This is a genomic window from Streptomyces sp. NRRL WC-3618 (assembly GCF_001280005.1).
GTDB lineage: Bacteria > Actinomycetota > Actinomycetes > Streptomycetales > Streptomycetaceae > Streptomyces.
Genome location: NZ_LGDW01000177.1, coordinates 79,065 through 100,316, shown reverse-complemented (window position 1 = coordinate 100,316; position 21,252 = coordinate 79,065). Strand labels below are relative to the sequence as shown.

The 21,252-nt window shown below is 69.7% G+C and carries 22 protein-coding genes and 7 pseudogenes; 11 read left to right on the top strand and 18 right to left on the bottom strand.

The window, feature by feature from the left end; translation table 11 throughout:
- Positions 1-319: 319 nt before the first annotated feature.
- Together ADL01_RS18460 and ADL01_RS18455 are read right to left on the bottom strand one after the other, a co-directional pair.
- Complete coding sequence (locus tag ADL01_RS18460) at positions 320-748, bottom strand: pyridoxamine 5'-phosphate oxidase family protein (protein ID WP_053743091.1); 429 nt, start codon at positions 746-748, stop codon at positions 320-322.
- A gap of 184 nt (positions 749-932) precedes the next feature.
- Positions 933-1,769 carry an NAD(P)H-binding protein gene (locus tag ADL01_RS18455; RefSeq protein WP_053743090.1) on the bottom strand — a complete coding sequence of 279 codons (837 nt, stop codon included), beginning with the start codon at positions 1,767-1,769 and terminating at the stop codon, positions 933-935.
- 82 nt (positions 1,770-1,851) lie between these two features.
- On the opposite strand from ADL01_RS18455, the gene ADL01_RS18450 reads away from it, so the two are divergent.
- Positions 1,852-2,880 (top strand): AraC family transcriptional regulator, encoded by a 1,029-nt coding sequence (locus ADL01_RS18450; protein ID WP_078960599.1) that lies wholly within the window; start codon positions 1,852-1,854, stop codon positions 2,878-2,880.
- Between the two features lie 474 nt (positions 2,881-3,354).
- Here ADL01_RS18450 and ADL01_RS18445 read toward each other — a convergent pair whose 3' ends face one another.
- The 3 genes and pseudogenes from ADL01_RS18445 to ADL01_RS43795 all read right to left on the bottom strand — a co-directional run.
- A complete protein-coding gene (locus ADL01_RS18445) occupies positions 3,355-4,245 on the bottom strand; it encodes an NmrA family NAD(P)-binding protein (RefSeq protein ID WP_053743089.1) in 891 nt (296 codons plus the stop codon).
- Between the two features lie 83 nt (positions 4,246-4,328).
- The gene (locus ADL01_RS18440; RefSeq protein ID WP_053743109.1) at positions 4,329-4,769 is read right to left on the bottom strand and encodes a MarR family winged helix-turn-helix transcriptional regulator; all 441 of its coding nucleotides are present in this window, start codon (positions 4,767-4,769) and stop codon (positions 4,329-4,331) included.
- A 197-nt stretch (positions 4,770-4,966) separates the two neighbouring features.
- Positions 4,967-5,107 (bottom strand): annotated as a pseudogene (locus ADL01_RS43795) (alkene reductase); the annotation flags it as partial.
- Positions 5,108-5,142: 35 nt separating this feature from the next.
- On the opposite strand from ADL01_RS43795, the gene ADL01_RS18435 reads away from it, so the two are divergent.
- Positions 5,143-5,490, top strand: a complete 348-nt coding sequence (locus ADL01_RS18435) for a transposase (protein ID WP_107090923.1) — start codon at positions 5,143-5,145, stop codon at positions 5,488-5,490.
- Here ADL01_RS18435 and ADL01_RS18430 read toward each other — a convergent pair.
- Positions 5,447-5,948 (bottom strand): annotated as a pseudogene (locus ADL01_RS18430) (hypothetical protein). The gene ADL01_RS18435 and the pseudogene ADL01_RS18430 sit on opposite strands and share 44 nt — an antisense overlap.
- A 179-nt stretch (positions 5,949-6,127) precedes the next feature.
- Between ADL01_RS18430 and ADL01_RS18425 the strand changes: the two are divergent.
- From ADL01_RS18425 to ADL01_RS18415, 3 genes are all read left to right on the top strand, one after another.
- The gene (locus ADL01_RS18425; protein ID WP_234354700.1) at positions 6,128-6,550 is read left to right on the top strand and encodes a DUF6193 family natural product biosynthesis protein; all 423 of its coding nucleotides are present in this window, start codon (positions 6,128-6,130) and stop codon (positions 6,548-6,550) included.
- Between the two features lie 307 nt (positions 6,551-6,857).
- Positions 6,858-7,376, top strand: coding sequence for a hypothetical protein (locus ADL01_RS18420; protein ID WP_234354699.1), 519 nt, complete (start codon positions 6,858-6,860; stop codon positions 7,374-7,376).
- Positions 7,377-7,783: 407 nt separating this feature from the next.
- Positions 7,784-8,209, top strand: a complete 426-nt coding sequence (locus tag ADL01_RS18415) for an XRE family transcriptional regulator (RefSeq protein ID WP_234354698.1) — start codon at positions 7,784-7,786, stop codon at positions 8,207-8,209.
- A gap of 1,235 nt (positions 8,210-9,444) precedes the next feature.
- On the opposite strand, the gene ADL01_RS18410 is transcribed toward ADL01_RS18415, so the two are convergent.
- The 6 genes and pseudogenes from ADL01_RS18410 to ADL01_RS46285 all read right to left on the bottom strand — a co-directional run bounded on the left by ADL01_RS18410 (position 9,445) and on the right by ADL01_RS46285 (position 12,321).
- The gene (locus tag ADL01_RS18410) at positions 9,445-9,855 is read right to left on the bottom strand and encodes a nuclear transport factor 2 family protein (RefSeq protein WP_053743088.1); all 411 of its coding nucleotides are present in this window, start codon (positions 9,853-9,855) and stop codon (positions 9,445-9,447) included.
- A 2-nt stretch (positions 9,856-9,857) separates the two neighbouring features.
- On the bottom strand, positions 9,858-10,664 hold the full coding sequence (locus tag ADL01_RS18405) for an MBL fold metallo-hydrolase (RefSeq protein ID WP_053743087.1): 807 nt from the start codon (positions 10,662-10,664) through the stop codon (positions 9,858-9,860).
- Positions 10,665-10,703: 39 nt separating this feature from the next.
- Positions 10,704-11,321 (bottom strand): DsbA family protein, encoded by a 618-nt coding sequence (locus ADL01_RS18400; protein WP_053743086.1) that lies wholly within the window; start codon positions 11,319-11,321, stop codon positions 10,704-10,706.
- Positions 11,322-11,476: 155 nt separating this feature from the next.
- A pseudogene (locus tag ADL01_RS46290) lies at positions 11,477-11,721 on the bottom strand (MarR family transcriptional regulator); the annotation flags it as partial.
- Between the two features lie 52 nt (positions 11,722-11,773).
- Positions 11,774-11,893 (bottom strand): annotated as a pseudogene (locus ADL01_RS47265) (NAD(P)-dependent oxidoreductase); the annotation flags it as partial.
- Between the two features lie 5 nt (positions 11,894-11,898).
- Positions 11,899-12,321, bottom strand: coding sequence for an NAD(P)H-binding protein (locus ADL01_RS46285; protein WP_053743085.1), 423 nt, complete (start codon positions 12,319-12,321; stop codon positions 11,899-11,901).
- Positions 12,322-12,609: 288 nt separating this feature from the next.
- On the opposite strand from ADL01_RS46285, the gene ADL01_RS18385 reads away from it, so the two are divergent.
- Positions 12,610-13,227: a TetR family transcriptional regulator gene (locus ADL01_RS18385; RefSeq protein ID WP_199834858.1), complete on the top strand. Its 618-nt coding sequence runs from the start codon at positions 12,610-12,612 to the stop codon at positions 13,225-13,227.
- A 290-nt stretch (positions 13,228-13,517) separates the two neighbouring features.
- Here the strand turns inward: ADL01_RS18385 and ADL01_RS18380 are convergent, their stop codons facing one another.
- The 4 genes from ADL01_RS18380 to ADL01_RS18365 are packed head-to-tail and all read right to left on the bottom strand — an operon-like array spanning position 13,518 to position 16,916.
- Entirely contained in the window at positions 13,518-14,285 is a 768-nt protein-coding gene (locus ADL01_RS18380; RefSeq protein WP_053743083.1) for an SDR family NAD(P)-dependent oxidoreductase, read from the bottom strand.
- The gene (locus ADL01_RS18375) at positions 14,282-15,472 is read right to left on the bottom strand and encodes an NAD(P)/FAD-dependent oxidoreductase (protein WP_053743082.1); all 1,191 of its coding nucleotides are present in this window, start codon (positions 15,470-15,472) and stop codon (positions 14,282-14,284) included. Before ADL01_RS18375 ends, ADL01_RS18380 begins: the two co-directional genes overlap by 4 nt.
- Positions 15,469-15,666, bottom strand: coding sequence for a ferredoxin (locus ADL01_RS18370; protein WP_053743081.1), 198 nt, complete (start codon positions 15,664-15,666; stop codon positions 15,469-15,471). Before ADL01_RS18370 ends, ADL01_RS18375 begins: the two co-directional genes overlap by 4 nt.
- A gap of 44 nt (positions 15,667-15,710) precedes the next feature.
- Positions 15,711-16,916, bottom strand: a complete 1,206-nt coding sequence (locus ADL01_RS18365; RefSeq protein WP_053743080.1) for a cytochrome P450 — start codon at positions 16,914-16,916, stop codon at positions 15,711-15,713.
- A gap of 165 nt (positions 16,917-17,081) precedes the next feature.
- Here ADL01_RS18365 and ADL01_RS18360 point away from each other — a divergent pair, with 165 nt between their 5' ends.
- Positions 17,082-17,735, top strand: coding sequence for a TetR/AcrR family transcriptional regulator (locus ADL01_RS18360; protein WP_053743079.1), 654 nt, complete (start codon positions 17,082-17,084; stop codon positions 17,733-17,735).
- A gap of 63 nt (positions 17,736-17,798) precedes the next feature.
- Positions 17,799-18,004, top strand: a pseudogene (locus ADL01_RS46280) (FMN reductase); the annotation flags it as partial.
- Positions 18,005-18,101: 97 nt separating this feature from the next.
- Here the strand turns inward: ADL01_RS46280 and ADL01_RS18355 are convergent.
- Positions 18,102-18,617: pseudogene (locus tag ADL01_RS18355) on the bottom strand (LLM class flavin-dependent oxidoreductase); the annotation flags it as partial.
- Between the two features lie 27 nt (positions 18,618-18,644).
- Between ADL01_RS18355 and ADL01_RS47805 the strand changes: the two are divergent.
- A pseudogene (locus tag ADL01_RS47805) lies at positions 18,645-18,994 on the top strand (transposase); the annotation flags it as partial.
- Between the two features lie 88 nt (positions 18,995-19,082).
- Positions 19,083-19,304, top strand: coding sequence for a hypothetical protein (locus tag ADL01_RS47800; protein ID WP_420719728.1), 222 nt, complete (start codon positions 19,083-19,085; stop codon positions 19,302-19,304).
- 334 nt (positions 19,305-19,638) lie between these two features.
- Here ADL01_RS47800 and ADL01_RS18345 read toward each other — a convergent pair whose 3' ends face one another.
- The gene (locus tag ADL01_RS18345) at positions 19,639-20,265 is read right to left on the bottom strand and encodes a TetR/AcrR family transcriptional regulator (RefSeq protein ID WP_053743078.1); all 627 of its coding nucleotides are present in this window, start codon (positions 20,263-20,265) and stop codon (positions 19,639-19,641) included.
- Positions 20,266-20,315: 50 nt separating this feature from the next.
- Here ADL01_RS18345 and ADL01_RS18340 point away from each other — a divergent pair, with 50 nt between their 5' ends.
- Positions 20,316-21,245 carry an NADP-dependent oxidoreductase gene (locus tag ADL01_RS18340; protein ID WP_053743106.1) on the top strand — a complete coding sequence of 310 codons (930 nt, stop codon included), beginning with the start codon at positions 20,316-20,318 and terminating at the stop codon, positions 21,243-21,245.
- Positions 21,246-21,252: the final 7 nt, after the last annotated feature.

The following is a 21,252-nucleotide window of genomic DNA, read 5'->3' as shown; positions in this document are numbered from 1 at the left end:
TGGACGGCGGCAGATAACCGCATCCACGACGGAAGTTGGGGGAACTTCAGAGTGCTTCACACACATGAAGGACACGCTCGTACGGGCTCAAGATAACGGGCGGAAGCGGCACATCGTGACCGACTGCCTCGGCCTACCGTCTGAAGCACTGCCTCAGGGCCACCGGCCGGGACACCAACGTGGCCTGACGACTGGCCACGTTCAAGCGTACCGGCCCGGCCGCGCACCGGAGAGTACGCGGAAACCAGGGCACGCTGGGCACGCTGGCAACTATCTCTGCGCAGTCCGACGTACCGGTGGCGCGAGCTGAGGCTGGAGGTCAGTGCCCGTAGCGGTGCACGGTCTCCGGGTGGATGACGACGCGGAGTGGGTCAGCGGCCAGCATCATGGCGAGGTCGTGGGCCCGGGCCTGGTCGTTGAGGTCCCAGTAGCGAGCGGCGAGGCGGGAACACAGGTCGTGCGCTCCGTCGGCCGCCATCGTGGTGCGGCCGACGACGGACACCCAGCGCTCACGCTCACCTACCGGGGCTGCGACAACGATCGAGGCGCGGGGGTCGCGGTGCAGGCGCCGCACCTTCAGCGAGCCCGGCTCCGTGAAGAACTGGATCGTCCCCTCTGCGGTGGCCTCGAACCACACTGGCCGGGGCTGTGGCGGCTGCGTTCCCCCGGCCACGGACAGGAACCCGTGCAGGGGGCGTCCGAGGAACTTGAGGTCCTCGGCGGTCAGCCGGCTGGTGGCGGTGCTCATTGCGGTCCTTTCGGAAGATGCTGGCGTGACGGTGGATGGAGGTTTCGCTCCGTTCGCTCACCGCGATCACGGCGGGCTGACAGCGCGGACCGGATGCGCGGCGGCAACCGTTGGGAGACCACCCCGGCGCGCAACACCCCCACCGCCGGAGTCCGGCGCAGCCGCTGGACGGCCGCCCGAGAGGTCATGGCCGCCAGGCTCCCGCTGCCGCGGCCCGCACCACGTAGTCCTCGAAGTTTCGGGGCGCTCGCCCCAACACGGTGGCGATACCGTCCGTCGTTTCGGCAATCACCCCGCGCTCCATCAACACGAACATCTCGGCGACGTGGTGCGCGTCGTCCTCGCCCCACCCCTCCGCGACCAGCGCCGCGGTGTACTCGGCGGGGGAAAGCCGCTTGTAGGTCATGGGCAGTCCGGACGCCCGGGAGATCAGCTCGACGGCCTCCTCGAAGGTCAGCGCGCGCGGCCCGGTCAGCTCGTAGATCCGCCCGGCGTGCCGGCCGGGCTCGGCCAGCACCGCGGCCGCGGCGTCGGCGACGTCCTCCAGGTCGATGAACGGCTCGGGGACAGCACCGGCCGGGAGCGCCAGTTCGCCGGCGACCAGCGGGGCGTGGAAGAGGTCCTCGTCGAAGTTCTGGTTGAAGTTCGACGGCCGCAGGACGGTCCACTCCAGTGCGGAGCCGCGCACGGCGTCTTCGGCCGAGCGCATGTCCAGGCCGAACGTGGAGTCGCCCCAGGCGTCGGCGCCGTGCCCGGAGAGCAGGACAAGGTGCTGCACGCCGGCGGCCTCGGCCCGCGCCACGAACTCGTGTACCGGTCCGGGTACGGGCGGGGGTACCACGTAGGCGGAGGTGATGCCCTGCAGGGCCGAATCCCAGCCGTCGGGGTCGGACCAGTCGAAGCGGGTCCGGCTGGATCGGGAGGCGGCGCGCACCTGCGTGCCGCGCAGCCGCAACCGGGCGGCGACCCGTCGGCCGGTCTTGCCGGTGGCGCCGAGGACGAGGGTGGTGTCGTTGCTCATGGCAGCGATTCAACGGCGTCTGCCCGGACGAATACATAGGCGAAAAGCCGGATCGCATGTGTGATCGTCTAACCTCGGTGGGATGGACGCGTTCGGTGACCTCTTCCGCGGGATGCGGGCCCAGGGCTCGTTGTTCGGCAACTCGATCCTGTCCCCGCCCTGGGCGTTGCACTTCGTGGACGGCGCGCCGCTGACGTTGTGCACCGTCCTCGGCGGGGCGGGCTGGATCGTGCCGGAGCACCGCCCGCCCGAACAGCTCCGCGCCGGCGAGACGGTCATCGTGCGGGGCCCCGCACCGTTCACCTTCGTCGACGAGGTCGGCACCCGGGCCGAACCGATCGCGTGCGGCGAGCACTGCGCGACGCCCGAGCAGGGCGGGACCCGGCACCGGCTCGGCTGGAACGACTGCGACGGCGACGCCGGCGACGGAGCGACGACGCTGATCGTCGGCGCCTACCCGGTATGCGGCGAAATCAGCCGCAGGCTGCTGGACGGGCTGCCCGTCGTGCTGCGCGTCGTATCCGGCGGCGGGACCGACGCCGTACTCGACCACCTCGCCGCCGAGGTCGCCACCGACACCCCGGGCCAGCAGGTGGTCCTCGACCGGCTGCTGGACTGGATGCTGGTGTGCGCGCTGCGCGAGTACTTCGACCGGCCCGGCGGCGAGCCGCCCGCCTGGTACGCCGCCCAGCGGGACCCGGTGGTCGGCGACGCGCTGCGCCTGCTGCACGCCGAACCAGCGGCCCCGTGGACGGTGTCCTCGCTGGCCGACCGGACCGGAGTGTCACGTTCCACGTTGGCGAAGCGGTTCGCAGACCTGGTCGGCGAACCGCCGCTGACCTACCTCACCCGCTGGCGCATGACGCTCGCGGCGGACCTGCTGGCCGAACGTGAGGCGGCGACCGTCGCGGAGATCGGCCGCACCGTGGGCTACTCCGACGCGTTCGCGTTCAGCGCAGCGTTCAAACGGATCCGAGGCGTCAGCCCGAGCCGGTTCCGGCGCACCGGTACGGTCGTTCCCGAGCGGCCGACCGTCCCGCCCCTGCGGCCTCCGGGCACCGAACTGCCCGTCGTCCCCGTTCCTCCTCCCGGCGTTCGTGTGCGGTCCTGATGCCAGGACCGTAGACCTGGTATCACCGAATCTGATCCATGCTGAGCGGCGCTGAACTGCGGTGGATCAGATTCGGTGAGAAATGGGGTAGCCGACCATATGTCAATGAAGTTGATCCGCCTCTGGTCAGACGGAAACAAGGCCTCAGCGGCGGTCAGAGACGCGCCGAGCACCGTTGCGGATGGCCGGCACGGGCAAGCCTATTCCTGCCATCCGCTATACGGGTCCAGACGCCGGCGCGGCGGCCTCGCGGGCGTAGTCGGTGAGGTCTTTTGGTTGGCGGCCCGGGGCCTCCTGGACGTGGATCTTTACCTCGCCGTCGACCGGCGGCCTCTCGACAACCAGTGTGCCGGTGTCGGCCTTGGGCACGCCCCGGGAGCTTCGTGACTACTTCAACCGTTGGCGGATGCGTTGCCGTGCCCAGAGCGCCGAGACCGTGGGCACGATCGCGGGGCGTTCATCGCGGCCGGAGGCTCAGGAACCAGCCACGTTTGTGGGCGCGGTCCAGCCGGTAGCTCGGATCCACTCGACCAGGTCCAGGGTGGCCGGCTCGATCGAGCGCACCACCGCGAGGTCCGAAGGGTATTCCGCCGCCTTCGCGAACTGGCGGAACATCGCCTTGTCGAGGTCGTTGGGAAGCACGCTCAACGGGAGGGCCTCGTACCGTGCCGGGAGCCCGGCGCGCGCGCCGAACGCCGCGGCGATCTGGGGGCCCGTCAGCTCGTCGCCGACGAGCTCGACGGCTCCGCCGGGCGCCTGCGCGGTGTCGAGCAGGAGCGCGGCGGCGACCCGGCCGATGTCCCTGACCGAGATCATCTTCAGAGCGACGTCCTCCGGCAGCGGCAGCCTCAGCACGATCTCCCCATGCTCCAGGCTCGGTGCCATCACGCTCGCGAAGTTCTCCATGAAGGCGGTCGCGCGAACCATCGCGGCCCTCAGGCCGGACTTTCTCAGGTGCTCCTCGATCCAGTGCTTCGAGTCGTGGTGCGGCACACCCGACTCCCGGTCCGCTCCGAAGACCGAGTTGAACACGACGTGCGGGACGCCCGCCTCGACCGCCGCGTCGACGAGCGCGGTACCGATGCGGATCTCCGCCTCGACCTCTTCGAGGCTGTTCGCCTCCGGGGTCATGAAGTAGAACCCCTCGACCGTCGCCAGCGCGGCGGCCAGCGACGCCGGGTCGTCGGCCCGGATGGCCGCCAGCTCGACGCCGCGGGCGGCCAGCGCCTGAGCCCGGTCGGACTGCGGGTTGCGGACCAAAGCCCGCACCCGCGCCTTGTGGTCCAGCAGCGCGTCGACCACCGCCCCGCCCTGTTGCCCCGTCGCGCCTAAGACTGCGATCGTGCCGGTCGTCTGTGTGCTCATCGCTGCCACCCTTCACTAGTTCACGGCATGAACGAAATTAGTTCACGGTATGAACTACGTCAAGGTGCGGGTGTAGCGGGACCTCACGGTGTGATGGGTTGGTTCGAGGTGGGCGAAGAGAGGTCCGAGGTGTCCACGATGGCGGTGGCCACGCGCTCGAAGTCGCGCTGGTCGTCGGCGTCGAGGTTCCTCGCGATCTCGGGCAGGCGCTTGGCGACCTCGGCGTACACGGCCTCGGCGAGCACCTTCCCCGTGGGCGTCGCACTGAGCATGACGACCCGTCGGTCCTGCGCCGAGCTTGCCCGGCCGACCAACTCGCGCTGCGCGGTGCGATCGACCAGCTGGCTCAATGCGTTCTTGGTCATACCCAACGACGCGGCGAGGTCAGCCATCTGCCGCGGCTCGTTCCTGACTGCGCAGAGCAGCGTGGCCTGCGAGGGGGTCAGGTCGAACTCGGCGCAGATCTGCGCGTACTTGCGTTGAATCACAACCGAGAGCCAGAAGAGCTTGTCGCCATAGTCCACGCCGGCCTCCACGTCCGATGACGAACGATCAGCCTACTCGTCGCGGGCCGGCAGGCCACGCCACTCACCAGGAGATGCACACCTCTGCGAGACCGGCCTGGCACTCCTACCCCAACCACTTTGATCGACTTACCCTGTCCCTTCACCCTCAGGTGGCGCCTCTACCGGCGCGCGCCGGGTCTCGCGCCGGTGCCATGTCACTTCTGTGCCGCGTCGAGGGTGGGGTAGGCGGTGTATCCGGTGCGGTCGCCGCCGTAGAAGGTGGCCGGGTCGGCCGCGTTCAGTGGGGCGTTCGCCTGGAGGCGGGCCGGCAGGTCCGGGTTGGCCAGAGCGGCCGCAGGTGATCGCGTTCCAGCCAAGACTCGAAACCCACATGGGCGACCGCGCCGCCGCCCAGGCCCTACTCGGGCAGGTCGCCGACGCACACCACCAGTTGGAGCTGGTCTGGGCCGACGGCGGCTACACCGGCCCCCTCGTCGAGCACTGCCTCACCGCGCTCGCGCTGGTCCTGGCGATCGTCAAACGCAGCGACGACATGCGCGGCTTCGTGGTCCTGCCCAAACGGTGGATCGTCGAGCGCCTCTTCGCCCACCTGATGCGCACCCGCCGCCTGGCACGCGACTACGAACGCCGCACCACCAGCGCCGAAGCGATGATCTACTGGTCGATGATCCTTCTCATGACCCGCCGCCTCGCCCGGCCACACCCGCAGCGAGCGTGAACCGGCCCGGCTGCCCCTCGGCCAGCCAGCCCCGCGCGACCAGGCGTTTCGCCTTCGACCGCAATGCCTCCACCCGCGCTGGCACCGCGTCCAGGCCGAACAAGACGGCCATCTCCTGGCAGGTCAGCGGCCCTTGATGAAGCTGATGAAGCCGGAGACGGTCCGAGAGTGCCTGCAGAATGCGCTGATAGTCCACCGACAGCACCGACCGGGCCAGCCCCGCACGCCACACCGGCACCTGCGACTTCGACTTCGCCGCGGTCGGCGCTGACGATGTCTCCTTGGCCTGTCCCATGGCCGGCGCTGTCCCATCGGCCTGGGCGTGGCTTTGCCCGGGCTCGTCCACGGGGGCCAGTACCTCGCCGACCCGCGAGCGGGCGATGGCCCACTCCCGCCATTCCCGCTCGGCCACGGCCAACTCGGCCTGTGCGGTCGGCCTCTTCCCTCAGCCCATCCACGCGACGGTGCGTGACTGACGGGACGCGGTAGTTGGAACCCGGACCGGCTGGTGACCTGGTGGTTCAAGCCGCGCGAGACACGCTGGTTGGAACCACACGGTCACGCTTCCTGGAACCTGCGGCGCATTGCCATTCTTGTTGGAACCAGGTTCGGCCAACGACGGGGATGATGTGTCGCTATGGACACCAGGCCCCCGAGTCACGCCCTCGTCGAAGCAGGTTGGCAGAAGGTCCGCGCCGACGGGCGGGTCCGCCCGGAACTGCTCGAAGCGGCCTACACCGAACCACGCCTGCGCCAGTTGTTTCCATGGACAGGAATGGGAGAGCTGCACTTCAGCCGCTGCACAGAGCAGCGTTGGACATGGGACATTCCCTACATCCAGCCCGCAGCAGGAGGCGAATATTGGGTCTCCGGCCCCCTCCGCAGCGAGTCCGTGGGCCCAGCGGCGACGCCTGCGCAGGCCGTCACGATGGTGGTCGAACGCCTCCCTCCCGGCTGCGGACCTGCCTTCGTCGGCACCCCAGCAGAACTCGCCATCCACGACGCCACCGCCCTGTCCGCCACCCCCGAGCCTCCGGACACCGACCTCTCCACGAGCTGACCTCACCAGTTCCACCCATCATTGCCAGGTTCCAACTACCGTGTCCGGGCTCACTGTCGTCTGCCATGGCAACGTCAGCTGTTCTGCCACGGGAAGTGTCAGTGGCCCGCGTGGCGGGTTCCAACCGCCCGCAGGGTGTGCGACATCCCGCGAGTTCCCCTGAGTCTGGCTGCGTCCCCAACCCCGTTGCCAGGGGATTCTTCTCCTTTGGGTGCACTGCGTCTTTGTGATGTAACTTCGGGATTCTTGAGGCTTTATCACCTCGTCCGACCGATCCGCAGTCGGGCCGAAGGCGAGGAGGCTCGGGTTGACGGCGCTGGCGGTCGTACGGGACCTGCGTGAGCACTGGGCGCCCGCGTCAGTGGAGGAGTTGGAGTGGTTCGAGATCGACGCGGTGTCCGGGTTCGTCCTCGCGCGGGCCTCGGCGGGCCTGGCGGATGGCACGATCCGCGGGGACGTCGGGCACCTTGAGCAGATCAGGACCTGGTTCGGTCGGCCGCTATGGGACATGGAGCTGGCCGATGCCGACACGTACTTCGGGAAGGTGCTGCGGAACTCACCCAGCGGCACCCGGCTGGCCCGGTCGCAGGCGCTGACGACGTACTTCCTGTTCTTGGAGCTGCGGCACAAGGTCAAGCTCCACCGGATGACCGGCCGCGCGGGGCCAAGGAGCCCAGCTGCGGATCCCGCCGACCGGGCCGGAGGCCGGGACGCTGTTCACAGGCTGGGGCGGCGGGCTGGCCACCTGCCGCAAGTTCGCTGCTACCGCCAGGAACTACACCGCCTCCAAGCTGATGTCCCAGGTCGGACTGCGGGTCAGTGCTGAAGCAGGCCGCCGAGACCGGCCTAGCGACTCCACCACAGGGCCAACGGCCCCCCTGACGTCGGGGCACCGCACCCGAGGGTTCCCATCGAATCACGCATGACTGCCAACGGCTTGGAGACAACCTCCGTACGGGAAAATAGGCTCCGAGGGAGGCTGATATGCCTGAGGACCCAAGTGCATCAACGCCACAGCCTGACAGTGACGCAAGGCAGGAACCAGAACCGCAGCCTGAGCCGGGCCCAGTGATACAGCCATGGACACCGTTACGGGACCGGACGCACTGGACGACGCTCGTGGTACTGCCGCTACTAGGGGCCACCGCATTCTGGGCAGTTCAAGGTCTGTGGGGATGGATCTGGGACGAGATCTCCGGGCCACCCGGGCTGACGGCGTACACACCGGGCCCCATGCCCTGCACACCAGCCACGCTTCCCCTCGTACTGCAAGCGAAGACCGACGAGGCCATCGTGGTCACCGGCATCAAAGTCAACGTCCTGTCCGCCGAGGCTCTCCCGAAGGACGGAGAAGAGCCTTCTCATTCGGCCGAGGACTTCGCCTTCACCGATGCCGAAAAGGACCAGGTTCACAAGGGGGCTCAGGCGATGGTCCTGGCCTCCCGTGTGCACCGCCTCGCCGAGTTGCGGAAGCGGCAGCACACCACACAGGTCCAGGTTGCCGAAGCCATGGGTGTCACCCAGGCTCGCGTCTCGCGCATCGAGAAGGGCCAACTGGAGCGCAGCGAGGTCGACACCCTCGCTGCCTACGTCAAGGCACTTGGCGGCAAGCTGAAGATCGTCGCTGACTTCGGTGATGAGACCTACGTCCTCGGCTGATCCGATCGACATGCTGCGACCCAGGTCCATGCGTAGTCCGGTGGGCAGGATTGCCTCACGCAGGGATGATGCTCCACCTCGGTATCGGGGTGGAGCATCATCGCGTCGGTAAGGGACTCCGCTGCGCGAAGGGTTCCAGCCCCTCGGCTGAACTGGGCGGACATGGCTGCTGCTGTGGTAAGCGCCTAACTCATCGACCCCCAGGGGCCATTGAGGGGCCACAAGGACAGGAACGGAACGACAAGGACCACACAGGACTGACACTGATCGGCGCGTCTGACCTGGGAAAACGACAGAGATGAACGTTGGTTGGCAAGGGCCGCCAAGATCCTCAGGGGACTCATAATCCGTCGGCCGTGGGTTCGAGTCCCACCCGCCCCACCTGCGCAGGTCTCTGACCTGCGGAAACGTTCGTTTTTGGGTGTCGGAGCGTCAACTTTGCCTGAACGGACTGAATCCGCTGCTCGTGGGTTTGGAGTCCGGCGGTGGTCGGGGGAGTTCCCACCCCTCTGGCCTGCGGCAGAGCGCGTGATCGAGGTTGCCGCTCTCCGTGCGGGCGGCTGCGCTGAGGGCCGATGCCATGACCCAGGGGCCGTACAGGGGCCGTACAGGGGCCGGGGTGGCGCGGCCGTGTCCAGGCCGACGGTGTCTCCGAGGTGATTCATCCGCTGGTTGCGCTGCATGGGCTGCGGTCCATGGGGCTGCCGGCTGAGAACCGGGCCGGCGGCCAGGTCGCCTTCGTCACCGGTGTCGGCTCCGGAACGGGCCTGGCCACTGCCCGTGCTTCGCTGAATCCGGGACCGCTGTCGCCCTCTACCGACATCGACGCGAGTGGCGTGGACGCGGCTGCGTCCCGCCGGCCTGACCGCGAGCCCGCTGCAGTCGGAGGGGAGCCGATCGCATCCCCGACGGCCGCCTGCTCCACACCGTGAGCGTCCGCGCCCCGCACCCCACGTCGGTGTGCCCGCGTCCCGGCGACCACCGCTTCTTCGTCACCACGGTCCGGTACGGGGTGAGGAGTCCGACCGTCACTTCCGGCGCGGTGCTCAGTGTCCACGTACCGGTCAAGGGAACAGTGGCCCGCTCTCGGCGCACCAGCCGCCCAAAGAGGTGGCCCACCTGGCCGTTCGGCCGTCAGACATGCTCGTCCGGTTCGTCCACGCGGTTGATCCGGGCGCCGTTACCGAGGGTGACTCGCCCACACCCCGTGTGGCCGACGCCCGGATCCGAACCGCTCAGCCAGCCATCGCCTCGCGGACGAGGGCGGTGTCGACGAACTGCTCGAAGCGGACGATGAGCCCACCGCGCACCACGAAATGGTGGGCGACGCGGATGTCGATCGGCTTGCCGGTGGCCTTGTTGGTCGCGGTGTAGCGGGCGAGGACGACGACGTTCTCGCCGTCGACGACGTAGGTGTCGTCGTGGGCGGCCCAACTGTCCCAGTCGTGGCCGAGCTTCTCCATGACGTTGGCGGTGACGCCCTCGGGGGTGCGGTAGGTGCCGGCGAGGGGGAAGCCGGCCATCTCCGTCCACTCGACGTCGGGGGCGAGGGTGGCCCGAAGGGCCTCCAAGTCACCTGCCGCAGACGCCAGGTACTGACGCCGTACGACATCGGCGGGGGCGGTGGAGGTCGTGAACTCGGCCATGGTCAGCCCCACTTCATTTCGCCCTTGGCGACCTTTGCGCCGATCTGGGCGGCGATCAGCATGCCGTTGCCGGGGTAACGCTTGACCAGAGCCTCAGTCAGCGTCGCACCGTCGGCCGCCGTAGCAAGCTCCTCCTCGAAGGCCAGAAGGTACTCGCGGGTTGCGGTGATGGCGGAGGCGTCGGCCGCTGTGGCGGGCAGGCGGTGGCCGGGGACGACCAACTCCGGTTCGAGGACGGCCATTTCGTCGAGCAGGTCGATCCACGCGGCACGGTCGCCGGGGGTGGGGGTGTCGGCGACCCAGACGTGTTCCTGCTGGAAGAGGAGGACGCCGCCGAGGAGGGCGCGGTGTTCGGCCTGCCAGAGGTAGTGGCGGTCGGGCAGCGCGGCCGGGCCGCCCTTGAGTTCGAAGCGGTGGCCCTCCAGGGTGAGGTCGCCGGTCAGCGGAGTGAGGTCGACCAGGCGGGTGGGCAGGTTGGGGCCGAGCGCGGCCCATGCCTTGAGCTTGCCCTCGTAGGAGTGCTGGATGTGTTCGATGACGATCGGGGTGGCGACGAAGGTCGCGTCGGGGAAGGTGTCGGCGATGACTTCGGCGCCGAAGTAGAAGTCGGGGTCGGCGTGGCTGACGAAGACGGTGGTGAGCTTCTTGCCGGAGTCGAGGATCTCGGCGGCGAGGCGGTGGCCGTCGGCGCGGGTGAAGGCGGCGTCGACCAGGAGGGCCTCGTGCTCGCCGGTGACGAGGACGGCGGTCTTGTTCTTGCTGCCGGCCGGGAAGTCCAGGTCGAGGATCTTGAAGGAGAGGGTGCTCATCGATGACTCCTTGCGGGGAGGGGGGAGGGAGCGGGAGGTTCAGTGGGTGGGGAGCGCCGTGAGCCGCTGGTCGATCTCGTCGGCGGTGCCGTGGCCGTGGGCCACGGCAGTGACGGAGTCGCCGTCGACGGCCAGCAGCGTGGGGAAGGCGGTGACGCCCAGCGAGGCGGACCGGTGGAAGTCGGCGCCCGCCGCCACCCGAACCTCGGATCCCTCGAAGGCGGTGACCACAGCGTCGGCATCCAGTCCGGCCTCCTCGGCGACCTTCCGGTAGGTGGCCGCCTCGGACAGGCTCAGGCCGTCGACGTAGAAGGCCCGCTGCAGGGCGATCGCCAGCTCTGCCGCACGGGCCGGTGTGGCCTGGCGCAGGGCGGCAACACCACGCGCGGCGGCCTCGGAGTCCATCACGAACGAGCCGTCGGCGATCAGCCGCTCATACGCCTCGCCGAACTCGGCGCCGGTCAGCTCGGCGATCTTGGCGTTCGCGCCCTGGACGTAGCCGAACTCGCGGACGGATACCCGGCGCGACCCGGTGAACAGGCCGCCGGAGACGACCTCGACCGGCAGTTCGGGGTGACGGGAAGCGACTTCGCTCAGTGTTCCGGAGAACCCGTGCGACCAGCCGCAGTAGGCGTCGAAGACATAGACGAGCTTCATCGAAGACCTCGGCAGGGATGCGCGCCCGCCGGTTGCGGGCGATTCATCTGACAGAACAGTAACTGACTCGTCAGATATTTCAAGGTTCGTGTGAGGTGGGGCACACCAGGACGACTGGCAACGTCATTACACCAACGGTGTCGCCACTTCGCAGGTCAGGGCAGGCGGGGCAGCAGATCCCGAGCCGTGTGGCTGAGGATGCGGAGATCCTCCGAGAACCGCTTCCGGTCCGCTGCGGGCAGGGGGTCCACGAGGTACCGCTTGATGTGTCGTTTTCCAGATGGACCCAGGACGCGCGTACGACGGTCTCCTCGCCCAATGCGGTCAGCCGGACCAGTCGCGCGCGCCGGTCGCCTGGATCCGCTGCCCGCTCGACCAGTTCGGCCGCCTCCATCCGGGCGGCTGATCCGCGTGCCCCGCTTGTCGGTGCCTGCCTGGGCGGCCCGCAGCGGGGCGCCGGCCGGCTTGTTGGAGAGAGCGACGGGTCTGGCGAGGGTCCGGTCGGTGTCGGAGGCGCGGACGATCTGGTCGAGGCCGTGGTGGTCGTCGTAGGCGGCCTTGAGCTTGGACACGTTGATCAGGGCCCTGAACACCGGGTTGATCCGGGCCAGTCGTCTGCGGCGCCCTGCGTGGAGGTCACGACGATCCGGCGGATGTTCTGCTCGCCCATCACAGTGAGGGCGTCGCGGGTGACGTGGGTCATGAACATGGGCGGGCTGACGGGTGTGGCCCAGAGGTTGTCGGAGGCGTGGGAGTTGTTGAGTGCGCTGATCACCGCCTCGCTGCCCTGGGCTGCCTTGCGGATGGCGTCGATGTCCGAGGGCGTGCCCTGGATCAGCTGACGCCGGCCGGGGCCTGGACGGCTTCGGGTTGCGCACCAGCGCGCGGACGCGGTGACCGCGCGCGGCGGCCCGCGTCGGCGGTGACCGCGCGCGGCGGCCCGCGTCAGGACATGAATCCCGAGGCGGCCGCTGCCGCCGAGGATGAGCAGGTTGGTCATGAGGATCTCCTTGAGGGAAAAGAATCGGTGGCGGGGGTGCCGGTCGCGGACCGCTTCAGGGTTGGGCCGAGCGCGTTGGTCACCGCATCCGCCCGGTTCCTGGCGGTAAGGGTCAGAAGCCGCACCCAGGGCGGTGTTGCACGAACGTCTGCCCGGCCAGATCAAGGTGCGGAGGGGTGGTCAAATTGCTCACGGCGAGTTTTTCAGGCTGCCACTCATGGCGCATTGAGTCACAATAGTCTTTGTGGGACTAACTCAGCGCAAGGTAGCATCGGAGTCGTGGCGGATATGAACGCAGCCCCAACGGCCAACATCGCGGAGCGCAAGCGTCAGCTCGTACGCAACGAACTGGCCTTGGCCGCAGTGACGTTGCTGGCTGATCAGGGATTCGAGGAGACGACGGTCGACCAGATAGTGGCCGCCGTGGGGATGTCACGTCGCACGTTCTCCCGCTATTTCCAGTCCAAGGAAGACGTTGTGGTGCACCTGCTCGCGGGAGCCGGTGCGCAGATGTGCGCGGAACTGAGCGCCCGGCCCGACGATGAGCCACCCGCGCCGGCGCTGCGCCACGCACTGTCCGTTTTCACCTCCCTGTGCGACGCCGATCCGGACAGGACGCTGCACGTGAGCAGGCTGATCCTGGACACGCCGGCCCTGCTGGCCCGGTTCCTGGAGCGGCAGTCGCAGTGGCAGGCCGAGATGGGCGGCATCCTCGCCCGACGCGCCGGAGTGGAACCCGACGCCGACCTGCGCCCCGCCCTCGCCGCCGGCGTCGCCCTCACCGCGTTCCAGACCGGGTTGCGCCGGTGGGTGGACAGCGACGGCACCAAGGCCATGGACGAGCTGGTCGACCAGGCTTTCGCGATGATCACCCCGGCGCTCGACCTGAGCGCGGACCCGAGCTGAACCTGCCCGCGGCCGGGCAGGCGTCGGTCCCGCTGTCGAGGCCGAGCGCCTCCAGTGGTTGCACCCGCAACTCTGACGTGCAGACGCTCCGCCGGGACATCGGCCACCGTCGGCTCGTGAGGGCCGCGCACACGGCCGGACCGTGCCCGCAGCGGGACGTGCACTCCGTCCTGTGCCACGTCCGCGTCCGCACGACGATCCGCTCGCCCCTTGGGAAGCGGTCTCACAGGGCATGGGCATGCGGTGTCCGGTCCCCGATGCGCGGACCGGGCACCGCATGGGTGGCTGGGTCAGACGGCCGACCAGCCGTTGTCGACGGGGAGCACGGCGCCGCTGATGTTGCTCGCCGCGTCCGAGGCGAGGAACACGATGGCTGCGGCGACTTCCTCCGCCGCGGCCAAGCGGCCCACGTTCTCCCGGTAGCGGCCTACGATCGAGGCGCTGTCGCCGTCGAACGTGACGGTGTCGGTGATGTGGGTCCGGGTGCCGCCGGGGGCGATGGCGTTGACGCGGATGCCGCGGTCCCGGTACATGACCGCGGTCGACTTCGTCAGGCCGATGATTCCGTGCTTGGAGACGGTGTACGCGGTGCCGGCGGCGCTGCCGCGCAGAGCCGCCTCCGAGGCCGTGTTGACGATGGCGCCGTTGCCACGGGCCAGCATGTGGGGCAGGGCGGCGCGGGTGAGCAGGAACGGGGCGGTCAGGTTGATGCGGATGATCCGCTCCCATTCCGTGTCGCTCACGTCGGCGGTGGCGGTCATCGTGTCCATGATTCCGGCGTTGTTGACGAGCACGCCAAGGTCGCCGAAGGACTCGACCGCGGTGGTGATCACCTCGTCGACCGTGCCCTGGTCGCTGAGGTCGCCGACGACCGTGCGGGCGGTGCCGCCGTTCGCCTCGATCTCCTTGGCGACGGCCTCGGCGCCGACCGGATTGATGTCCGCGACAAGAACTTTGGCCCCGAGGCTCGCGAACCGCAGCGCGGTGGCGCGTCCGATGCCGGACCCGGCGCCGGTGACGACGACGCTCCGTCCCTCGAAGTCGGTGGTGTCAGTCATGCTGCCGCTCCTTCCAGGAGGGATGTGGCCTGATGCCAGGTGGTTCGGGCGGCGATGGCCTGCTGCCAGGGGCGGGTGGTCCTGGGCGGCATGCCGACTGCCAGGACGCCGGTGAGACGGTCGCCGGTGCGGTAGACGGCGGTGAACTCGCGTTCCGCCAGGCTGCCTTCGGCGATCCGCATCTCCTCGTGGCCGCGCAGGTAGCCGTAGGCGCGGATCTTCATGTCGTACTGGTCGGACCAGAAGTAGGGGACGGGCGCGAACGGCCGCCGGGCGCCCAGGAGGTTGCGGGCGGCGGCCATGCCCTGCTCGGCGGCGTTGGTACGGTGCTCGATGCGCATCGAGGTGCCGAAGAGCGGGTTGTGCCAGCGGGCCACGTCACCCGCGCCGTACACCCCGCGGGCGGCGGAACAGAACATGTCGCAGCTCAGCCCGTCACCGACGGGAAGGCCACTGCCGGCCAGCCATTCAGTGTTGGGCCGTGAGCCGATCGACACCAGCACGGTCTCGGCCTCGACCACGCTGCCGTCGCCCAGTCGTACGCCGCCGGGGACGACCTCGCTGACCCCGGTCCCGGTGCGCAGGTCCACGCCGTGGTGGAGGTGGGCCTGGGCGAGCATGCGGCCAACGTCCTCGCCGACCGCGTGGGCCAGCGGGACGGGCGCGGGCTCCAGGAGGGTCACCTGGGTGCCCAGGCCGGCCGCCACCGACGCGGCCTCGGCGCCGAGGAATCCGGCGCCGACCACGGCCAGGGTGCGGCCGGGGCCGAGGCGGTCCTTGAGGGCGAGGGCGTCGTCCAGGGTGCGCAGGACGTGGGCCGGTGTGCCGGGAAGGCGTCGGGGGCGGACTCCGGTGGCCACGATCAGTCCGTCGTACGGCACCTGCGTACCGTCGGCCAGCAGCACGGTGCCCGCTGCGACATTCACGCCGATGGCCTCGCGGCCATAGCGGGCGTCCAGGCCAAGGGCGTCGAGGTCGGCCTGGTTGCGCAGGGGCAGTCGGTCGGGGGGCCAGGCGCCGGAGAGGATCTCCTTCGACAGGGGCGGGCGGTCGTAGGGGGCAGCGGGTTCGTCACCGATGAGGGTGAGGGGGCCGGTGTGGCCCTCCCGCCGGAGGGTTTCGGCGGCAGCAAGGCCGGCCGCGGAGGCGCCGACGATGACCACGCGACTGATCGTGGTCGCGGTCACGACTCCTCCAGGCGGATGGCGGCCGCCGGGCAGACGGTGGCGGATTCACGGACGGCGTCGTGGAGTTCGGCCGGCGGAGTGCCGTCGAGGAGGACGACCATGCCGTCCTCGTCCCGCTGGTCGAAGACGTCGGGGGCAAGCAGTACGCACTGGCCCGACGCGACGCACTTGGGAACGTCGACTTCTACACGCATGACGTTTCTTCCCTGCTCTCGGTGGGGGGATCGGGGGGTTGCGGTCACCAGGTGACGGGCAGTTCGCGGACGCCGTAGACGGCGGTGGCCTGCTTGAAGGCGACCTCCTCCATCGGTACGGCGATCTTCAGGCCGGGAAGCCGGCGGAAGAGTTCGGGCAGGACGATCTGGAGTTCGGCGCGGGCCAGCGGCTGGCCGAGGCACTGGTGGATGCCGTAGCCGAAGGCCAGGTGCCGGCGGACGTTGGCACGCTCCAGGTCGAGGTCGTCCGGGTCGGTGAAGATGTCCGGGTCGCGGTTGGCGACGTGGACGGGAATGATCACGCCCTCGCCCGCACGGATGGTTACGCCGCCGATGATGACGTCGTCGATGGCGGTGCGGCGCAGTCCCAGGTGCACGATGGACAGGTAGCGCAGGAGTTCCTCCACCGCGCTCGCGACCTGGTCCGGTCCGCCGAGGATGTGCGGGATCTGGTCGGGGTGCTGCAGCAGGGTGACGGTGCTCAGCGCGATCATGTTCGCCGTCGTCTCGTGCCCGGCGAACAGCAGGAAGGCGCTCAGGTCGGCGGCGTCCTGGTCGGTGATGACGCCCTCGTCCACCTGCGCGGCGAGCCGTGTGACCACGTCGTCGCCGGGGGTGGCCCGCTTGGTCTGCACAAGGCGCAGCAGATACTCGCCGAGGTTGGCGAACGCCCGGGCGGACTCCTCTCCCGTGGCGTTCAGATCGACGAGGGTCTTCGACTGTTCCTGGAAGAACGGGTGTTCCTCGTACGGCACGCCCAGCAGTTCGCAGATGACCAGCGAGGGCAGCGGCAGCGCGAAGTGCTCCACGAAGTCGGCGGGGCCGCTCAGCTCACTCAGGCCGGTGAGGAGTTCGTCGGTCAGGCGGGCGATGGCCGGACGCAGCGCGTCGACACGCTTGACCATGAACTCGCGGGTCAGGGTGCGCCGCATCGCCGCGTGGACGGGGTCGTCGTGGCCCGCGAAGAAGCCGCGCGGGACCGGCTGGGCGTCTTCCGTGAAGTTGGGTGCGCCGGGGCGCGTCAAGTCGGAGCTGAACGCCGGGCTGCCCAGCACCGCCCGGGCGTCCTCCCAGCGGGTCACCAGCCACGGACTGAGGCGCCCCTCCCACAGGGAGACACGCGTGACGGGCTGTTCCTCACGCAGCCGCGCATACAGCGGCGGGGGGTCCAGGGGAGCGTCCTGCGGGCGGGTGACCGTGAACGCGGGGACGGTCGGAGACGAGGCCATGACTGTGCCTTTCCACCATCGGTTAACGCTGTTAGTCGAAGCGTCGTTAGGCTAACAGTGTTAACCGATGAATCGGAAGCGGCATCGGACCTGACGGAGCGCCGACTGTCGTAGGCGGAACGCACCGAGGGTCGGTAGGCTGCTGCCGGCAGCGAGGAGGGGGCCATGAAGTCGCAGGTCAAGCGGGTGCCCAATGTGCGGGGTGAGGGCGAGCGGTTGCGGCAGGAGATCCTCGACGCGGCGACCCGCATCCTGGAGGAGACGGGGCGCGAGGACGCGCTGTCCCTGCGTGGGGTCGCCCGCGAGGTCGGCATCTCCGCGCCCAGCGTCTACCGGCACTTCAAGGACAAGGGCGACCTGGTCTCCACCGTCCTCGACGCCGCCTACCGCACACTGGCCGTCGCGATGAGCGAGGCCGGCGAGTCGGCCGCCGCGGCGGGCGCGGACCCGTGGGCGCGCATGCGGGCCACCGTCACGGCCTACCGCAGGTTCGCCATCGACAAGCCCCGCCGCTACCGGCTGATGTTCAGCCTGGAGTACGAGCCCGAGCGCCGCCCCTCCGCTGGCCACCCCATCGACACCGTGCTCCAGGCATGGACCGATACGGCTGACGCCTACCTCACCGAAGCGGCCCGCGGCCGTCGGGCGGAGGCTCAGGACTTGGGTATCCACCTGTGGACCGCCCTGCACGGCCAGTTCGTCCTGTGGCGCACCCTGCCGAGCCCCGCCGCCGGCAGCGAAGACGTCCTGATCGAGCTGGAGGAGTCCCTGCTGCGACGCCTGCTCCCGACACCGGAGACTCCGAGCCCCGCCGAGTGACAGGCCAGGAACACTCCCTGCTCCCGGAAGACAGGCAGGAGCGCCCGATCACTCGTCGAGCGCGGCCAGTTCGGCGGCGTCTGGGCGCAGAACGCGACCCGCAAGGCCGCGGGCATCGGCGGCGCCAGGGTGCTGGAGGACGCCAAGCCGTCCATCGCCGGTTCCGTGGTCCGTTCCGCCGAGACGCACCCCCCGACGATGCCGAGGTCGCCGCGCAACTGGTCGAGGTCATCGGTCTGATCCATGGCGAGGCCACGTCCGCCGCCTGATCGATGTACGCATGATGGAGGGCCGAAGCCGCATGGGCTCCGGCCCTCCTTCCGGTTTCCGGCCTCAGCCCGGCTCGTTTTTTCCGGTTCCCCGGTCTCAGCCCAGCTCGGCCGCGCGCCGCACCACCGGGGCCACGAACCGCGCGATCCCGGTCGCCGGCTCGCCCGTGCGGGGACCCAGCATCAGCGACTCGATGCCGAATTTCGCGTAGCCCTCGATGTCCCGAACGAAGGCCTCGACGTCGTTCTCCTCCAGGGCGTCGCCCATGTAGAGCAGCGTCTTGGTGATGTCCTCGTACGGGCGTCCCACGCTGTCGCAGTGGCCGCGCAGGACGTCGAGCTTGTGCCCGACCTCCTCCGGGGTGCTGGCGAACAGGTTGCACACGTCCGCGTACTGGGCGACCAGCCGCAGGGTCTTGCGCTCACCGTCACCGCCGATCATGATCTCCGGGCGCGGTGAGCTGACGGGCGCCGGGACGCAGAGGGTCTCGGCGAGCCGGTAGCGCGTGCCCGCGAAGGGGCCGTTGTCGTCCGGGTCCCACATCTGGAGACAGATCCGCAGAGTCTCCTCCAGCCGCTCGAACCGCTCGGCGATCGCCGGGTACGGCACCCCGGCAAGGTCACCAACTGCCAGGCGGGCGTGTCCTTGCACCTGGCCTCGGACACCGCCTCGGCAGCGGTCGACTGGCGCCTGTTCCTGCCCAGGAGCTGGGATCCCGCCTCGCCGCAGGCCGATCCCGCCAAGGTGGCCCGCCGCGAACGGTGCGGCATCCCGCCGGAGAAGTGGCAACTGGCCCTGGACATGATCGACGAGACCCGGTCCTGGGGCGTCGATGTTCCCCTCGTCGTGGCCGACGGCGGCTACGGAGACACCGCGGCCTTCCGCTCGGCCTGGAGGAACGCGGGCTGCATTACGTGGTGGGCAGCTCGAGCACCGTGACGGCCCACCCGCACGACGCGAGGCCGCACACTCCGCCCCGCGGCGGCCGCGGACGACCACCCCAGCCGGCCTATCCCGAGGCGCCGAGGAGAGTGAAGGAGCTGGTCATCGCTGGGGGGGAAGCAGGCGGCCCGGCCCGTGCAGTGGCGGGAGGGATCCCGCCCGGGAACCGGCCGCAGCGGGTTCAAGCGCATGTACTCGCGGTTCGTGGCGCTGCGGATCCGGCCGGCCGGACGCGAGATCCGCAGGGCCGTCGACGGCCCGGAACTGCCCACGTGCCGGCTGCCGGCCGAGTGGCCCGTCACCGAGCCGGAGCCGGTGCAGTTCTCTGGCGGATCGAGCACGACTACCGCGAGATGAAACAGGCCCTTGGCCTGGCCCACTTCGAGGGCCGCACCTGGAACGGCTGGCACCACCACGTCACCCTTGTCTCCGCCGCCCACGCCTTCTGCACACTCCAGCGACTGGCCCGGACCTCAAAGAGACGGCGTCGGCCTGACCCTCTACCAGGTCGTCCGCGAGATGCAGTTACTCCTCGCCGTCTGGACCGGCGCCTGCCCCACCTGTCACCGCGACATACCCACGGCGATACCAACCTGACCAAGGACTACTACTGCCGCATCAGGCAACGTTCGCCCTGTTGACGACTGTGCGTAGCTCCTCGTCCTGGACGTGTCCGCTGCCCGGTGCGCCGCTAGGTCATGACCGTCAGCGGCAGCCGGACCGCCGGGGGCAGCGCCGGAATGGCCAGCTGGGCACGCATGCCCTGGATCAGCAGCGCGGCGAAGCGCCGCGAGGCGGCCACCGCGGTGGCCGGCGAGGGGGTCCGGATGCCGCCGTTGGCCATGAGCACCATGATCAGGTCGTCCAGGACGAAGTCCGGGCGCAGCTCGCCCGTCTCCTTGGCCCGGCGGGCGAGCTCCGCGACCTTGCCCCATGCCTGCTCCCGGTTCGCGGCGAAGTCGATCGCGCGGGGGAAGGCCGAGACGAATGCCGCGGTGAAGCCCCGGTCCCATGCGTGCATTTCACACATTTTCTCGACCACCCGGCAGAAGCCGTGCCAGGGATCCGGATCGGCCAGTCCTTCGTCGACGAGGGCGGCGCAGGCCGTCATCTGCTCGCTGAAGGCTTCGGTGACCAGCGCCTCCTTGGTCGGGAAGTGCCGGTAGAGGGTTGCGGGGCCGACCTCGGCACGCCGCGCGATCTCGCGCATCGCCACGTCCAGCCCCTGCTCGGCGAACGTCGTGCGGGCCACTGCGAGGATGCGCTCGCGGTTGTCCCGGGCATCGGAGCGCAAGGAGTGAGGCAAACGGTTCGTCACCGCTCCCACTTTAGTCAAACGGACGGGGCGTTCCGTTAGTGTCCGACGCCATGAGAGCACTGACATTCTCCGAGTACGGCCCTACAAGCGTCCTGGAAGTTTCCGACGTGCCGGAACCACACGCGGGACCGGGCCACATCCGGGTGGCCGTACGGGCCTCGGGCGTCACACCTTCCGACTGCTACCTGCGCGCGGGCAGGTTCCGCGACATGATGCCGCTGCGCCTGCCCCACGTGCTCGGCGTGGATGCCGCGGGTGTCGTCGACGAGGTCGGCCAGGGAGTGACCGGTGTCCGGCCGGGCGACGCGGTCTTCGGCATCGTCCATCTCGCGGTGCTCGGCGGCACGAACGCCGAGTACGCCGTCCTGGCAACCTGGGCGCCGAAGCCGGACGAGCTGAGCTGGGAGGAGGCCGGCGGCGCGGCCGCGAACGTCGAGACCGCCACGCGCGTCCTCGACCGGCTGAAGATCGGCACCGGCACGACCCTGCTGATCGAGGGCGCGGCCGGTGGGGTCGGCACGGTCGCCATCCAGCTCGCGGCGGCCCGCGGCGCGACCGTCATCGGTACGGCCAGCGCACGCAACCACGAGTTCGTCGCGGGGCTGGGGGCGATACCGACCACCTACGGCGCCGGGTTGGGCGAGCGGGTCACCGCCCTGGCACCGGACGGCGTCGACGTCGTCCTGGACTGCGCCGGATCCGGCTCGCTGCCCGATCTGGTGGACCTCACCGGAAGCCCGGACCGGGTGGTGACAGTCGCCGACCTGAACGCCGCGAAGTACGGAGTCCATCTGACACGCTCTGCGGGCCCCGGAGCGGACCCGCAGGCGGTCGAAGGACTCGCAGCGGCCGCCACCCTCGCACAGCAGGGCCGCTTCACCGTGCCGGTCGCGGCCTCCTTCACCCTCGGGGACGCGGCCGCGGCGCATCAGTTGAGCGAGACCGGCCACGCCCGGGGAAAGATCGTGCTTACCCTCTAGCGCCGCA

What these genes read in the sequence shown, in the direction of transcription:
- ADL01_RS18460 (WP_053743091.1), bottom strand. Translation starts at nt 748, where the DNA reads ATGAGCACCGCCACCAGCCGGCTGACCGCCGAGGACCTCAAGTTCCTC.
- ADL01_RS18455 (WP_053743090.1), bottom strand. Translation starts at nt 1,769, where the DNA reads ATGAGCAACGACACCACCCTCGTCCTCGGCGCCACCGGCAAGACCGGC.
- ADL01_RS18450 (WP_078960599.1), top strand. Translation starts at nt 1,852, where the DNA reads ATGGACGCGTTCGGTGACCTCTTCCGCGGGATGCGGGCCCAGGGCTCG.
- ADL01_RS18445 (WP_053743089.1), bottom strand. Translation starts at nt 4,245, where the DNA reads ATGAGCACACAGACGACCGGCACGATCGCAGTCTTAGGCGCGACGGGG.
- ADL01_RS18435 (WP_107090923.1), top strand. Translation starts at nt 5,143, where the DNA reads ATGGGCGACCGCGCCGCCGCCCAGGCCCTACTCGGGCAGGTCGCCGAC.
- ADL01_RS18425 (WP_234354700.1), top strand. Translation starts at nt 6,128, where the DNA reads ATGGACACCAGGCCCCCGAGTCACGCCCTCGTCGAAGCAGGTTGGCAG.
- ADL01_RS18415 (WP_234354698.1), top strand. Translation starts at nt 7,784, where the DNA reads ATGCCCTGCACACCAGCCACGCTTCCCCTCGTACTGCAAGCGAAGACC.
- ADL01_RS18410 (WP_053743088.1), bottom strand. Translation starts at nt 9,855, where the DNA reads ATGGCCGAGTTCACGACCTCCACCGCCCCCGCCGATGTCGTACGGCGT.
- ADL01_RS18405 (WP_053743087.1), bottom strand. Translation starts at nt 10,664, where the DNA reads ATGAGCACCCTCTCCTTCAAGATCCTCGACCTGGACTTCCCGGCCGGC.
- ADL01_RS18400 (WP_053743086.1), bottom strand. Translation starts at nt 11,321, where the DNA reads ATGAAGCTCGTCTATGTCTTCGACGCCTACTGCGGCTGGTCGCACGGG.
- ADL01_RS46285 (WP_053743085.1), bottom strand. Translation starts at nt 12,321, where the DNA reads ATGACCAACCTGCTCATCCTCGGCGGCAGCGGCCGCCTCGGGATTCAT.
- ADL01_RS18385 (WP_199834858.1), top strand. Translation starts at nt 12,610, where the DNA reads ATGAACGCAGCCCCAACGGCCAACATCGCGGAGCGCAAGCGTCAGCTC.
- ADL01_RS18380 (WP_053743083.1), bottom strand. Translation starts at nt 14,285, where the DNA reads ATGACTGACACCACCGACTTCGAGGGACGGAGCGTCGTCGTCACCGGC.
- ADL01_RS18370 (WP_053743081.1), bottom strand. Translation starts at nt 15,666, where the DNA reads ATGCGTGTAGAAGTCGACGTTCCCAAGTGCGTCGCGTCGGGCCAGTGC.
- ADL01_RS18365 (WP_053743080.1), bottom strand. Translation starts at nt 16,916, where the DNA reads ATGGCCTCGTCTCCGACCGTCCCCGCGTTCACGGTCACCCGCCCGCAG.
- ADL01_RS18360 (WP_053743079.1), top strand. Translation starts at nt 17,082, where the DNA reads ATGAAGTCGCAGGTCAAGCGGGTGCCCAATGTGCGGGGTGAGGGCGAG.
- ADL01_RS18340 (WP_053743106.1), top strand. Translation starts at nt 20,316, where the DNA reads ATGAGAGCACTGACATTCTCCGAGTACGGCCCTACAAGCGTCCTGGAA.